General features: G+C 69.7%; 10 protein-coding genes, 2 tRNA genes and 1 other RNA gene. 8 read left to right on the top strand and 5 right to left on the bottom strand.

Annotated features, from left to right (window positions below):
• Window positions 1-268 precede the first annotated feature (268 nt).
• The 3 genes from ffs to ENSA5_RS01490 form a co-directional block, all read right to left on the bottom strand.
• Window positions 269-362, bottom strand: an RNA gene (gene ffs / locus ENSA5_RS01500) — signal recognition particle sRNA small type.
• 37 nt (window positions 363-399) lie between these two features.
• Window positions 400-484 (bottom strand) — tRNA-Ser (locus ENSA5_RS01495).
• 94 nt (window positions 485-578) lie between these two features.
• A tRNA-Ser gene (locus ENSA5_RS01490) sits at window positions 579-663 on the bottom strand.
• Window positions 664-846: 183 nt separating this feature from the next.
• Here ENSA5_RS01490 and ENSA5_RS01485 point away from each other — a divergent pair.
• From ENSA5_RS01485 to ENSA5_RS01460, 6 genes are all read left to right on the top strand, one after another.
• Complete coding sequence (locus ENSA5_RS01485; protein WP_106389764.1) at window positions 847-2,940, top strand: thioredoxin domain-containing protein; 2,094 nt, start codon at window positions 847-849, stop codon at window positions 2,938-2,940.
• A 51-nt stretch (window positions 2,941-2,991) separates the two neighbouring features.
• A complete protein-coding gene (gene fsa, locus ENSA5_RS01480) occupies window positions 2,992-3,639 on the top strand; it encodes a fructose-6-phosphate aldolase (protein WP_106389763.1) in 648 nt (215 codons plus the stop codon).
• A 107-nt stretch (window positions 3,640-3,746) separates the two neighbouring features.
• On the top strand, window positions 3,747-5,123 hold the full coding sequence (locus ENSA5_RS01475) for an acetyl-CoA carboxylase biotin carboxylase subunit (protein WP_106389762.1): 1,377 nt from the start codon (window positions 3,747-3,749) through the stop codon (window positions 5,121-5,123).
• Between the two features lie 8 nt (window positions 5,124-5,131).
• Window positions 5,132-6,865 carry an acyl-CoA carboxylase subunit beta gene (locus ENSA5_RS01470; protein WP_106389761.1) on the top strand — a complete coding sequence of 578 codons (1,734 nt, stop codon included), beginning with the start codon at window positions 5,132-5,134 and terminating at the stop codon, window positions 6,863-6,865.
• Window positions 6,866-7,065: 200 nt separating this feature from the next.
• A complete protein-coding gene (locus ENSA5_RS01465) occupies window positions 7,066-8,061 on the top strand; it encodes an AraC family transcriptional regulator (RefSeq protein ID WP_106389760.1) in 996 nt (331 codons plus the stop codon).
• 173 nt (window positions 8,062-8,234) lie between these two features.
• A complete protein-coding gene (locus ENSA5_RS01460) occupies window positions 8,235-9,839 on the top strand; it encodes a hypothetical protein (protein ID WP_146155203.1) in 1,605 nt (534 codons plus the stop codon).
• Between the two features lie 122 nt (window positions 9,840-9,961).
• On the opposite strand, the gene ENSA5_RS01455 is transcribed toward ENSA5_RS01460, so the two are convergent.
• Window positions 9,962-10,957, bottom strand: a complete 996-nt coding sequence (locus ENSA5_RS01455) for an NAD(P)-dependent alcohol dehydrogenase (RefSeq protein WP_181197167.1) — start codon at window positions 10,955-10,957, stop codon at window positions 9,962-9,964.
• A gap of 98 nt (window positions 10,958-11,055) precedes the next feature.
• Here ENSA5_RS01455 and ENSA5_RS01450 point away from each other — a divergent pair, with 98 nt between their 5' ends.
• Window positions 11,056-11,946 (top strand): LysR family transcriptional regulator, encoded by an 891-nt coding sequence (locus ENSA5_RS01450; protein ID WP_106389757.1) that lies wholly within the window; start codon window positions 11,056-11,058, stop codon window positions 11,944-11,946.
• A 15-nt stretch (window positions 11,947-11,961) separates the two neighbouring features.
• Here ENSA5_RS01450 and ENSA5_RS01445 read toward each other — a convergent pair whose 3' ends face one another.
• The gene (locus ENSA5_RS01445) at window positions 11,962-13,344 is read right to left on the bottom strand and encodes a cytochrome P450 (RefSeq protein ID WP_181197165.1); all 1,383 of its coding nucleotides are present in this window, start codon (window positions 13,342-13,344) and stop codon (window positions 11,962-11,964) included.
• A gap of 161 nt (window positions 13,345-13,505) precedes the next feature.
• Between ENSA5_RS01445 and ENSA5_RS01440 the strand changes: the two genes are divergently transcribed.
• The gene (locus tag ENSA5_RS01440) at window positions 13,506-14,117 is read left to right on the top strand and encodes a biotin/lipoyl-containing protein (RefSeq protein WP_106389755.1); all 612 of its coding nucleotides are present in this window, start codon (window positions 13,506-13,508) and stop codon (window positions 14,115-14,117) included.
• Window positions 14,118-14,240 lie beyond the last annotated feature (123 nt).

Here is a 14,240-nt window from a genome sequence, read left to right as displayed (position 1 = left end):
CTAGGGGGCCACGCAGACGACGGCGAAGCTCACACCAGCCCACCGAGCGGGCGAGCGAAGCGAGTCCGCGACCGGCCGCGCAGCGGCCGTGCGTGGCAGAGTCGCTGACGGCCGCGGGGGTCAAAAAAACCCCCCCTTCTAGGGGGCCACGCAGACGACGGCGAAGCTCACACCAGCCCACCGAGCGGGCGAGCGAAGCGAGTCCGCGACCGGCCGCGCAGCGGCCGTGCGTGGCAGAGTCGCTAACGGCCGCGGGGGTCAAAAAGGAACAGGTAAGCCCGCGGGCACCCGCCCTCCCCTTTACCGTTGCTGCCTTCCGGCCCTGGCGGGGTTGGGGGGAGAAGCGTCACCCGGGGCATGGACGGTCGTACACCATGAAGCTCATGAGCGTCGACCGGGCGGAGAGGGCGGGATTCGAACCCGCGGTGGGTTGCCCCACACATGATTTCCAGTCATGCACCTTAGACCACTCGGACACCTCTCCATGGTGTGCTCGAGCGGCGGGCGCCGCTCGAGTCCGAGCTGAAGCGGGCCCGTCCTCAGACAGGCACGTTCTCGGGGGTTACGTTTTCAGGTAGCGGAGAGGGTGGGATTCGAACCCACGGTGACTTGCGCCACACCAGATTTCGAGTCTGGCACCTTCGACCACTCGGACACCTCTCCAAGGGGCGCGGAAGATAACAACTTTTGGCTGCCAGCCAAAGCTGCGCGCGAGCTTTTGGAATTCGCCGGTGAGAGCTGACGCACCGCGCCGGGGCACGAGCGGCGCGAGACGCGAAGCGCACCGCGCACAGCTTCGCCACGGGCCGGGCTGGATCTGCCCTCGATGTCAGCCACACTCCGGCCATGGCGCAGCCCCGGAAGAACCGTCTGGCCCAGTCGACGAGCCCCTATCTACAGCAGCACGCCGACAATCCAGTCGACTGGTTCACGTGGGGCCCGGAGGCGCTCGCGCGCGCCAAGGACGAGGACAAGCCGATCCTGCTCTCGGTCGGCTACAGCGCGTGCCACTGGTGCCACGTCATGGCCCACGAGTCGTTCGAGAACCCGCGCATCGCGGCGCTGATGAACGCGCACTTCGTCAACGTCAAGGTCGACCGCGAGGAGCGGCCCGACATCGACGCGATCTATCAGAAGGTCGTCGCGCTGATGGGCCAGGGCGGGGGCTGGCCGCTGACCGTGTTCCTGACCCCGGATCAGCGGCCCTTCTACGGCGGGACCTACTTCCCGCCCGAGGATCGCTACGGGCGCCCGGGCTTCCCGCGTGTGCTGTCCGCGCTCGCCGAGCTGTGGGCCGAAAAGCGCGAGGACGCGCTCGCCCAGGCCGAGACCTTCATGAAGGGCTTCGCCGACATCGCCAAGGGCACCGACGAGGACGCCGCCGCGGGCGTGGATCTGAGCCTCGCCAGCCACGGCGCGTGGACCGAGGCGGGCGGACGCCTCGCCGATCGCATCGACCCCGAGTGGGGCGGGCTCGGGCGCGCGCCGAAATTTCCCAACGTCCCGGGCCTGACCTTGCTGCTCGGGCTCGCCCGCGAGGAGCTGCGCGAGCCCGCGCGCGAGGACCTGGGCCCCGTGTCACGCGCGCTCCACCTCACGCTCGAGAAGATGTGGCGCGGCGGCATCTACGATCACCTCCGCGGCGGCTTCGCCCGCTACAGCACCGACCGCGAGTGGCTGATCCCCCACTTCGAGAAGATGCTCTACGACAACGCCCTGCTCCTGGGCCTCTACGCCGACGCCAGCGTCGCGTTCGGGGCGACGGGCGAGCGCGCGTTCTTGCGCCGGGTCGTCGAGGAGACGGCCGACTACCTCGTCGCCGACATGCGCGTCGACCAGGGGCCCGCCGCGGGCGCGTTTTACTCGGCGACCGACGCCGACAGCGAGGGCGTCGAGGGCAAGTATTTTTGCTGGACGCCCGCGCAGCTCGAGGACGCCCTCGGCGAGGCCACGGGCGAGCTGTTCGCGCGGGCCTACGGGGTCACGAAGGCCGGCAACTTCGAGCACGGGATGTCGGCCCTGCACCGGCCCGAGCCGATCCCCCCGGCCCTCGACCTCGAGCTGGCCCCGGCCCGGGCGAAGCTGCTCGAGCTGCGCTACGGCCGAGTCCCCCCGCTGCGTGACGACAAGGTCCTGACGGCCTGGAACGCGCTGGCGATCTCCGGGTTTTGTCGGGCGGCGAGCGCCGCCGAGGTCTGGGCCGAGCCCCTTCGGGCCCAGCGGTGGGCCGCGGTCGCGAGCCGGGCCTGCGAGGCGCTCCTCGCCGTCCACCGCGACGCGGACGGCCGGCTGCTGCGGGCCTCGTGGGAGGGCGTCGGGCACACCCGGGCCTTCCTCGAGGATCTCGGGCTGCTCGCGCGGGCGTGCCTGGACCTGCACGAGCTGACCCTCGAGCCGCGCTGGCAGGCCGAGGCCGAGACCCTCGCGCGGGAGCTCAGCGCGCACCATCGGCGCGAGGGCGGCGGGATGTTCACGACCGCCGACGACAGCGAGGCCCTGATCGAGCGGACCGAGAGCCAGCATGACTCGCCGCTGCCGAGCGGGCTCGCGGCCGCGGTCGAGGTGCTCGGGCGGCTCGAGCTCGGCGCCCCCGCGGGCCACGGCGCGCCCGCGGGCACCCGCGAGCTCCTCGAGCAGACGCTGAGCCGCTTCCCCAAGGCCAGCGCCCGGCCCTTCGCCTACGCCGGGCTGATCGACGCCGCGCAGTGGGCCGGGGACCGGGCGATGCACGTGACGATCCGGGCCGCGAGCCCGGCCGCTGGCCAAGCGCTGGCCGCCGCGGTCCGCCGGGCCCGGGCGTCGCTGCCCTGGCCGGTCGCGCTCTCGTGCGTGATCGCGCCCACCAAGCCCGAGCCCGACGCCCTCGTGTGTCGGGCCCAGACTTGCTCGCTGCCGATCCCGTCGAGCGAGGCGTTGGTCGAGGCGCTGTCCGAGCGCTGACGCACCGCCTGCGCTTGCATCCGCCCTGGGCTTGCGCGATCAAGCGCTGACATGCAGCTGTTCATCGACACCGCAGACATCAGCGAGATCGAGGCCGCCAAGGCCATGGGCGTGCTCGATGGCGTGACCACCAACCCCTCGCTCGTCGCCAAGACCGGCAAGAAGATGCGCGCGGTGCTCGAAGAGATCTGCGCGCTGGTTCCCGGGCCCGTCAGCGCCGAGGTCCTGGCCACGGACTACGAGGCGATGCTCGACGAGGCCCGCGAGCTGGCCACGATCGCGCCCAACATCGTCGTCAAGGTCCCGCTGATCGAGGCCGGGATCCGGGCGGTCGTGACCCTGTCCAACGAGGGCATCAAGACCAACGTCACGCTGTGCTTCTCACCGCTGCAGGCGCTGCTCGCGGCCAAGGCTGGGGCGACTTACATCTCGCCCTTCGTCGGCCGGCTCGACGACATCGGCCACGACGGCATGGGCCTCGTCGAGCAGATCGTCGAGATGTACGACGCCTACGAGCTCGACACCGAGGTCCTGGTCGCCTCGGTCCGCTCGCCGACCCACGTGGTCGAGGCCCTGCGCCTGCGCGCGCACGTCGCGACGATCCCCTTTGGCGTGATCGCCAAGCTGATCCACCACCCGCTGACCGACAGCGGGCTCGCGCGCTTCTTGAAGGACGCCGAGTCGATCCCGAAGGACTGAGCCCGGAGCCCTCCCTCGGGCTCCCGAAGCGCGCTTGCGAGGGCTCCCCAAACCAGTCCGTGGTTGCGAGGGCTCCCAAACACCAGTCGTGCTACCTTCCGGCCCCCATGGCCGGCTTTCATCGCCTGTTCATCGCCAACCGGGGCGAGGTCGCGGTCCGCATCGCGCGAAGCTGCGACGCGCTCGGGATCACCCCGGTGTTCGGCGTGTCCGAGGCCGACCGCGGCGCGCCCTGGACCGAAGGCCGCGAGCAGGTCGTGCTCGGGCCCGCTCGGTCCACGCACAGCTACCTCGCGCTCGCGCGGGTGGTCCAGGCCGCGCGCCAGACCGGGTGCTCGGCGCTCCACCCCGGCTGGGGCTTCTTGGCCGAGAACCCCCGCTTCGCGGGCCTGTGCGAGCAGCACGGCGTGACCTTCATCGGCCCGCCCGCCCACGTCATGCGCCTGATGGGCAGCAAGACCCCGGCCAAGCACGCGATGGCGGCCGCGGGGCTCACGGTGATCCCCGGCAGCGACGGAATCTTGGCCAGCCTCGACGAGGCCCGGCGCGTGGCCGACGAGGTCGGCTACCCCGTGCTGCTCAAGGCCGAGAGCGGCGGCGGCGGCAAGGGCATGCGCGCGGCCCGGGCCGCCAGCGAGCTCGAGCAGGCCTGGAACGCGGCCAGCGCCGAGGCCCTCGCGGCCTTCGGCGACGGGCGCCTGTACCTCGAGAAGCTGATCGAGGGCGGGCGCCACGTCGAGATCCAGATCATGGCCGACCGCTACGGCGGCGTCGTCCACCTCGGCGAGCGTGACTGCACGATCCAGCGCAGCCACCAGAAGCTGATCGAGGAGTCGCCCTCGCCGGTCCTCGACCCCGACGAGCGCGCGCGGACCCTGGCCGCGGCCGTCGAGGCGACCCGCGCGATCGGCTACGTCGGCGCCGGGACGATCGAATTCCTCCTCGATCAGTCGTCCGGGGGTCCGGGCGTGCTCCGCTTCATGGAGATGAACACCCGCCTCCAGGTCGAGCACTGCGTGTCCGAGATGCGCAGCGGGGTCGACCTCGTGCGCGAGCAGATCTGCGTGGCCGCCGGGCACCCGCTGTCCCTGACCCAAGACGAGCTCGCGCTGCGCGGCCACGCGATCGAGTGCCGGATCAACGCCGAGGATCCGGCCAAGGACTTTCGGCCCTCGCCCGGCGTGATCACCAAGTGGGAGATCCCGAGCGAGCTCGAGCAGGTCCGCGTCGACACCCACGTGCGCGAGGGCTACGAGGTCCCGCCCTTTTACGACAGCCTGATCTGCAAGGTCATCACCTGGGCCGAGCAACGCGACGCGGCCTGCGACCTCATGATCCGCGCGCTCGAGCAGCTGACCTGCGAGGGCGTCGCAACCACGATCCCCATGCACCTCGAGATCCTGCGCAACGAAGACTTCCGCGCGCACCGCTACGACACCCGCGCGATCCCGGGCTACTCCGCCCCGACCGCGCCCGCCGACTGAGACCCCCCATGGCCATCGTCCCCCTCGCGCCCATCGGCTCCCCCCGCGACCAGGTCTGTGACGAGCGGACCTTCCGTGAGTACCGCGAGACCCTCGCCGAGCGCGAGGCCGTGCTCGCCGAGCGCCGGGCCAAGGTCCACCAGGGCTGGGGTCCAAAGTACCTCGCCCGCCTCCACGAGCGCGGCAAGCTCAGCGCCCGCGAGCGCCTGGCGATGCTGATCGATCCGGGCACCGAGGCCTTCGAGGTCGGGACCTTCGTCAACTGGGGCCTGAGCTTCGGCGAGCGCGGGCTCGAGTCGCCGGGGGCCGGGGTCGTGACCGCCTTCGCCCAGGTCGAGGGCCGCTGGTGCATGGTCATCGCCAACGACAACACCGTGGCCTCGGGCTCGTGGTGGCCCAAGACCCCCGAGAAGATCGAGCGGGCCCAGACCATGGCCTTGCGCCTGCGGATCCCGACGGTCTACCTGGTCGATTGTTCGGGCCTGTTCTTGCCCGAGCAGTCGCGCTCGTTCCCGGGCGCGACCGGGGCCGGGCACATCTTCAAGATGAACGCGCTGCTCTCGGCCCACGGGGTCCCGCAGGTGGCCGGGGTGTTCGGCGACTGCATCGCGGGCGGCGGCTACATGCCGATCATCTCCGATCGCGTGTACATGACCGAGCAGGCCTACATGGTCATCGCCGGGGCCGCGCTGATCAAAGGCGCCAAGAGCCAGAAGATCACCAGCTTGGACATCGGCGGGCCCGAGGTCCACGTCCACCAAAGCGGCTGCGCCGACGTCCGCGTGCCCAACGACGAGGTCGCGATCGAGTGCATCCGCCGCGAGCTCGCCAAGCTGCCCAGCTCGGGCGCCGACTTTCACCGCCACGGCCGCGGGTCCGTCGAGCCCTTCCATCAGGCCCGCGAGCTCGCCGGGCTGATCCCGCCCGATCACCGCGAGGTCTACGACGCGACCGAGGTCCTCGCGCGGCTGTGCGATCAGAGCCTGTTTTGGGAGCTGATGCCCGAGACCGGCGAAGAGATGATCACCGGCGTCGGCCGGATCGGGGGCCTCTACGCCGGGTTCATCATCAACCGCCAGGGCCTCGTCGGCGATCCCGAGCGCCGCGATCGCAAGCGGCCCGCGGCGATCCTCTACCGCGGCGGCATCGCCAAGATCAGCGCGTTCTCGCGGGCCTGCAACGCCGACGGCATCCCGATCATCTGGCTGCAAGACATCTCCGGCTTCGACGTCGGCGCCGAGGCCGAGGCCCAGGGCCTGCTCGGCTACGGCTCGAGCCTGATCTACACCAACAGCACCAACGAGGTGCCGATGTTCACGGTCTTGCTGCGCAAGGCCTCGGGCGCGGGCTACTACGCCATGAGCGGGCTGCCCTACGACCCGATCGTGCAGCTGAGCACGACGATCTCGCGGCTCTCGGTCATGGAGGGTCGGACCCTGGCGATCGCGACCTACAACACCAAGCTCGACGACGACTTCGAGATCGTGACCAGCGATCCCGACGAGCGCGCCGAGATCGAGGCCGGGATGTCGGCCGTGGCCGCGCGGATCGAGGCCGACATGGATCCCTTTGTCGCCGGGCGGCAGATGGACACGGACGAGATCGTGCGGCTCGACGAGCTGCGGCCGTGGCTCGCGGCGTTGGTCGAGATGGCCTATCAGAACACCGGGTCACGGCGGATCAAGAACCCGCGGATCTGGTCGCTGCACGACCTCGCGGTGATCTCGTCCGGGCCCCGCTGAGCATCACGCCCGGGGCTGCCAACGCATCGTCAAGCCGTTGCGCGGGCGCGTGGTCAGCTAAGAGTCCATCTCGGGCTCAAACTCGAGGCCTGGGTCGCGTCGGTGGTCGGCTGCTTGGCGCAGGCGCTCGGACTTGACGCGAAAGCGACGAGCGTCAGGAGTGTGGACTCGACGATCGCGCCAGATCTGTATCATGGGCCATGTCGTCACAAGGCCCCTACGCGTTGGTCGCTGTAGTTCAGACGCTGCTGCGTGCAGGCATCTCGCTCGGGATCCCGCGCTCGGAGTTGCTCACGGCGGCTTCGCTGACCGAGGACACCCTCGCCGACCCTGACACACACATCCCCTATGCTCACCAAGCTGGGCTCGGCCGCGAGATCGTCAGCCGCAATCGCGGGGTCAACATCGAGCTCGTCGCGCTCGAGCAGCTCTCGCTGTCGAGCATGGGCCTGCTCGGGCATGCGCTGCGCCATTGCGCGACCTACGAAGCGATGGTGCGGGTGTTTTGTCGCTACCAGAACGTGCTCACCAACGTCGCGCGCTGGTCCTTCGACGAGACGACGGGGGTCGTCCGGGTCGACACCACGATGGTCGGACCCGCGCCGCTGACCATGCTCCTCGCGCTGGTGAAATTGGGCCGCCTCCTGACCCACGTCGACTTTGTCCCGGTCCGAGTCGAGGCCAAGCACCCGCCGCTCGGAGACCCGCGCGAGTTCGAGCGGGTCCTGGCCCTCACGCCGCAGTTTCGCGCCGAGGGCTACGTCATGGAGCTCGATCCCGCGACCTTGTCCCTGCCGGTGCTCGAAGCGCGGCCCGAGCTACTCGCTGGCTGTACCCCGCTGCTCGGCGCCTACGCGACCGCGGCCGAGGAGCCGCCGCTGTCGCGCCGGCTGCGGACTTACTTCGAGCGTCATTTGCCCGAAGGGCAGACGAGCCGCTCGTGGTACGCCCGCAGCCTCGGCATGAGCGACCGGACCCTCAACCGTCGGCTCGAGGCCGAGAACACGACCTTCCGCAAGGAGCTCGAGCGCGCTCGCCAGCAACTCGCCGAGCGTTGGCTCGAGCACGCGGATCACTCGGTCGCCGAGATCGCGCTAATGGTCGGCTACAGCGAGCCCAGCGCCTTCCACCGAAGCTTTCGTCGCTGGCACGACTGCAGCCCACGAGCCTGGCGGCAGCGCACCTTTCGGGCCTGATTCCAGGTTGAAACAGCAGGAAAGATTGGCACGAAAGCCCACTTCATTGGCACGATCTCTCGCTGACCGATCCGCGCCCAGGTGCCAGCTTGGGAGTCATGAAGACGACTCCAAAGCCCCTCGCACTCCCCATCGCCCTCGTGCTTTTCGCTGGCTGCGATCTCCAGCCCGAAGTGCTCACCGAGATCGATGACCTCGATCAGCTCGACGTGCCCGGCCAGCCGAACGTCGAGTCGGTCCCAGCCCCGGCCCATCCGACCGACGGCGTGGTCGAGGTCTGTGACGGATTCGACAACGACGGCGACGGCCTGATCGACGGCGACGACGACAGTCTGACCACGAGCTGCGCCGTCCCGCTCGACCTCAGCGCCGGCCAGACTGAGCACGAACACATCGTGCAGATCCAAGAGTGGCGCGAGATCCATCCCCACTGGGCCGTCATCGACGAGGACGACACCTTGTACGTCGACCACCTCGTCGACCTCGACACCGACCTCGGGCAAGTCTTTCAGGGATCCAAGGACACGCCGACCAACGCCGACATCCTGCCGCCAGGCGGCTACCGCAGCACGCTGCTGCACTTCGATGTCGAGGGTCAGCTCGGCACGGTCAGCGATGTCCAGTTCGAGTTCTCCGATCAGATCATCAGGGCGGTCATCTGGTCGAACGTCGACGATATTCACGGTCAGCGTCGACTCAACGCCAGCGACGCGTACTTCGGCCGGTCCGACGTCACGACCTCGAGCTGGGACATCCGTGGGTTGGAGGGGTCCGACACGTACCGCATCGACAGCGCCGACTCGCTGACCGTGCTCGGTGCCCACGTCGAGGGCAACACCGGGCTCGACAACATCCGGGTGTTGACCTGCATGGACAGCAACCGCGATGGCATCTGTGACACCTTTTGCAACCCGGCGCTGCCCGAGCTCGAGGTCTGCGACTCGGGCTGCGCGTACGACAACGTCGCGGATGCGCTCGCTGTCGCCGAGCGCAATCAGATCATCTCGCTGACCAGCTCGGAGTCCTACGGCGCGAGCTTGGTCGTCGACGAGTCGGTCTGCGTCCGCGGCAAGGCCGGCGAGCGCCCCGTGCTCGACGCTGGCGGGGGGGCGTGGGTCGTCCAAGTTCCGGCCGGGATCGACCTGATCCTCGAGAACCTCGACGTCACGGGTGCCGACGCGGGTGGAGGGATCAACGTCCGCGGGACCGTGCGACTGCGCGATGTCAGCGTGCGCGACAACGTCGGCGGCTTCGGCGGCGTGTGGATTCATGAAGAGGGGGCGCTGGCGGTCCTCCGCGACGGGACCCGCATCACCTCCAACACCGGCATCTCTCAGGGCGGTGGGATCACCATCCACCGCGGCGCGCTCCACTCGTGGATCGAGCCGGGGAACGACACCAGGATCGAGATCGCCAACAACCATGGCCATCTCGGGGGCGGTCTGTATAGCTACGAGGGCGAGGTCCACCTGCGCGATGTCAGCTTCGACACCAACCACAGCGCTACCAATGGTGGCGGTGCCAACGTCCAATTTGGCGCGGCCGAGCTCGAGCGCGTCGACTTCAGCAGCAACGTCGCCACGGGGTGGGGCGGCGGCCTGTTCACCGTCTACGGAACCATCAACATGGACACGATCGACTTCGTGTCCAACTCGGCGTCCAACTACGGCGGCGCCTGGCACCGCCAAGGCTACGGGTCGACCACGTCCGACCTGACCTACTCGGGCAACAGCACGACCTCTGGCCAGTACCCGAACGAGTTCATCTGGCTTCCGTGAGGCGTGCCTCACCTGGTCGAGCTCACGGTTCGAGACACGGCGAAGCCAACGCGACCTGTTTGGGGTCGCGGCGCTCGTCCGGGCCCCGGTGACCGGGGCCCAGCTCGTCGCTCGCTCATCGCTCAGGAGGCCATTTGCTGGGCCGGCGGGGAGCCGATCAGGACCATGACCTCGCCGCCGGGCCGCCTGTCTTCGAGCTCGGCGTGCGCCTCCACGACCTGGTCCAGGGGGAACTGTGCGGCGAGCACCGGCCGGATCGCCCCCTGCGCGAGCAGGTCGGCGACATCGCGCGTCAGCTCTTGATTGCCGAGCACGACGGCGCCCTGGACCTTGGGCCCGCCCAACACCGCCGTCACCAGCATCTGCGCCAGCACCAGCAGGTTGAGGTAGACGGTGAGGTAGCGACCGCTCGGCGCCAGGACCTTGCGGGCCGCTCGGAAGCCGCCGCCTGACGAGGTGTCGAAGATGACGTCGTAGGTGGCGTCGCCCGCGGTGTAGTCCTGCTTGGCGTAGTCGATGACGCGGGTGGCGCCCAGGCTCCGAACCAGCTCCGCGTGCCGCTCGCTGCAGACACCAGTCACCTCTGCGCCCAGGTGGCGGGCGATCTGCACGGCGTAGCGGCCGACCCCGCCCGAGGCGCCGACGATCAGCACCTTGTCGCCCGGCTGCACGCGACCCACGTCGCGCAGAAAAGACAGCGCCGTCGCTGCGCCGTAGGGCACCGCGGCGGCCTCGGCGTAGTCGACACCCGCGGGCATGCGCGCGACCGCGCCGTCCTCGGCCACCGCCACGTACTCAGCCTGGGCGCTGTTGTCCACGCTGCCGAACACATCGTCGCCGACCGCGAAGCGGGTGACCTCGTCGCCGGTCTCAACCACCCGCCCCGCGAACATCGTGCCCGGAATGGGGTTCCGGGGCCGGAACAGGCCGAACATCAGGCGGCCGATCACCGCGCTGATCCCGGGGAAGTCGGCAGCGCGCAGCCTGCGGTCTCCCTGGGTCACGGGGCTGGCGTGGACGCGCACGAGGATCTGGTCGGGCGCGATCGCGGGGCGCTCGACCTCGTTGATGAAGAGAATGGAGGGGGAGCCGAACTGGTCTTGGAATGCAGCCTTCATGAGATCAACCTCGTTGCTTGGGTTCGTGCTTCGAGTTCTACCCATGCGAAGTTGACTGGTAAATCCGCCGAACTCGCATCCATGCTATGCATTCTTGCATGGACTGGCGTTCCACCACCTTCGACTGGAATCGGGCGAGGGCCTTCCTCGTGACCGCCGAGGAGGGCTCCTTCTCCGCCGCGGCCCGGGCTCTGGGCATCTCACAGCCCACGATCGGACGGCAGGTCGCCGCCCTCGAGCAGGAGCTCGACGTCGTGTTGTTCGAGCGCGTGGGCCACGGCCTGCAGCTGACGGCCACGGGCAACGACCTGCTCGAGCACGTGCGGCCCATGGGTGAGGCGGCGGTCCGGGTCTCGCTGACCGCGGCGGGCCAGTCGCTGTCGATCGACGGGCAGGTCTGCATCAGCGCGGCCGAGATCGAGGCGTTCTACGTGCTCCCGCCGATCGTCGCGCGCCTGCGGGAGAGCCACCCGGGCATCGAGATCGAGCTCGTCGCGACCAACGCGACCAGCGATCTGGGCCGGCGAGAAGCGGACATCGCCGTGCGCAGCTTCCGGCCGAAGCAGCCCGAGCTCGTCGCCCGCAAGGTCAGGGACGGGCGCGCCTGGCTCTACGCCACCCCGGACTACCTCGCGCGTCTGGGCAACCCCACCACCGCGGCGGATCTGTCGAAGGGCCAGTTCCTGGGCTTCGACCGCAGCGACACTTTAATCAAGGGGCTCAACGCCATGGGCTTGTCGCTGACGCCGGACAACTTCCCGGTCATCGTCGGCAACCAGCTCGTGCAGTGGGAGCTGGCGAAGCAGGGGGTCGGCATCTGCATCATGACCGAGGAGGTCGGCGACCCGGAGCCCCGGGTCGTGCGGGCGCTCGAGGACTTCCCCCCCTTCCCGGTGCCCACCTGGCTGACCACCCACCGCGAGCTCAACACCAGCCGCCGCCTACGCGTGGTCTTCGACCGCCTCGCCGAGGAGCTCAGCGCGTGTTGAGACCACAGCGCGGGCTCAGCCCGCGACTCGAGCCCGCGGGCGCCAGCGCATCATCAGGCCGTTGCGCGGCCGCGTGGTCAGCTGAAAGTCCATCTCGGGCTCGAAGTCGGGCACGGCCTCGAGCTCGACGCGCTGAAACAATCGCGTGAGGACCAAGACCGACTCGAGGGTTGCGAAGTGCTCGCCGACGCACTTGCGCGGGCCGTGGGTGAAGGGCAGGTAGGCGAACTTGTGCTGCTTGGCGATCGCCTCGGGGGCGAAGCGCTCGGGGTCGAAGCGCTCGGGCTGGTCCCAGAACTCGGGGTGCCTGTGGGTCAGCCAGATGAAGTTCATGACCCGCGTGCCCGGCTCGACGGCGTAGCCCTCGCCGAGGACGTCGGGCTCGACGCAGTTGCGCGCCCCGGTCCAGACCGGCGAGATGAGCCGCATGCTCTCGTAGAAGACCTGCTTGATGTAGGCGAGGGCCGGGAGGTCGGCGCTCGTCGGGCCTCGCTGGCCGACGGCGGCGTCGATCGTCTCGAGCATCCGGGCGCGGACCTCGGGCTGCTCGCGGAGCTGCCACAGCGCCCAGCCGAGCGAGACGGCGGTGGTCTCGTGACCGGCCAGGAACATGGTCAGGACCTCGTCGCGCAAGAGCTCGTCGTCGAGCGCGTCGCCGCGCTCGTCGGACCCACGCAAGAGCGCGCCGAGCAGATCATCGTGATCCTCGCCGCCTTGTCGGCGCTCGTTGATGATGCGCATGACCACGCGATCGAGGCTCGCGATGGCGCGCTCGAGCTTGATGTTGCCCGGCGTCGGGAGCCAGCGCGGGGCCTCGAGCGGGGCGGTGATCCGCGCGGCCACGACCCCGAGCGCGTCGGAGAACTCGCGGGTCGAGATCGACGCCCGGTCTTCGGCGAAGCGCAGCCCGAACAGCGCCTCCCCGGTGATCTCGAGGGTCAGGCGCATGAGCTCGGCGTGGATGTCGATGACGCCGCCGCCCGGATCCGCCGCCGCCCAGCGCTCGAGCATCACGTCGACCTGCGCGACCATGCCCTGCCCGAGGGCGGTGATCGTGTCGCGGTTGAAGCTGGGCTGGATCAGCCTCCGCTGTCTGCGCCACAGCGCGCCCTCGCTGCTGATCAGACCCCGGCCGACGAGGCGGCGGAACTGATCGTAGGACGCGCCCTTGGTGTACTTGTGACGGCGACGCAGGAGCATGGCCTCGACGTCGTCGGGGTGGACGATGACCTTGATCGTCTCGGCGCCAGCGCGGAACTCGAAGCAGTCTCCGAGCTCACGCCACACGCTCTCGATGAAGGGGACCAGGCCCAGGCTGATCATGCCGGGCAGGTGACCGATGACCGGCCACGCCGGTGTGCTGGGCCAAAGGTGCTTGGCGGCCTCCGCGGGCTCCACGCGATCGAGTACACCACCAGTTTGGCGTCTTCGACAGCCAACCTCGTTCGAACGCCGATCCGCGATCCCCATCGGCGATCCGAGCGTGGTCGAGTGACAGCGCCTCCGGCGCAGGCTCCGCCGGTCGGAGCCCGAAGACAAGCTAACATCGCGCCCCGCCCATGTCCGACAGCCGCCAGTTCGTTCCCTCGCTCACCGCTTCTCTCGCGCGCCACGACGACGGCCGGCTCTCGCTTCTGGCTCCGACGCCGGGCCTGTGGTGCGACGCGCCCGAGCTCGGAGCGCTCGTCCGCCCCGGCGACTCGCTCGGCACCGTCGAGATCCTCGGGGTCCACCATCGCCTGTGCGCGCCCGAGGGTGCGCTCGGGGTCGTCGACGGCCGAGGCCAGGACGAGCTCGCCCGGCGCCCGGTCGACTACGGCGCGCCGCTGTTGACCCTCGACCCCGACGCCCTCGGCGGCGAGCTCGTGGCCGCGACCGAGGCCGGCGCGAGCCCGGGCACCGACGAGGGCGCCCTGGTGTTCGCCTCACCGTCGAGCGGCCGCTTCTACCGGCGGCCGGGGCCAGACAAGGCGATGTTCGTCGAGCTCGGTCAGATCCTCGAGCGCGGCCAGACGATCGGCTTGCTCGAGATCATGAAGACCTTCACCCGGCTCAACTACGACGACCCCAAGCTCCCGGCGCGGGCCAAGGTCGTGAAGATCGTCGCCGAGGATCAGCAGGACCTCGGCGCGGGCGACGTGATCCTCGAGCTCGAGCGGGTCGACACCTAGCAGCCCGGGGTGCTAGCTCGCGTTACGCCGGATCCCGGGGCTCCCACAGCTCGACCTTGTTGCCCTCGGGGTCCATGACCCAGGCGAAGCGGCCGTTGAACTCGTCGTCGGGGCCCTTGACCG

Source organism: Enhygromyxa salina, assembly GCF_002994615.1.
In the GTDB taxonomy this organism is placed as follows: Bacteria; Myxococcota_A; Polyangia; order Nannocystales; family Nannocystaceae; genus Plesiocystis; species Plesiocystis salina_A.
The sequence above is the reverse complement of the archived record's forward strand: the minus strand, read 5'-3'. Positions and strand labels throughout refer to the sequence as shown.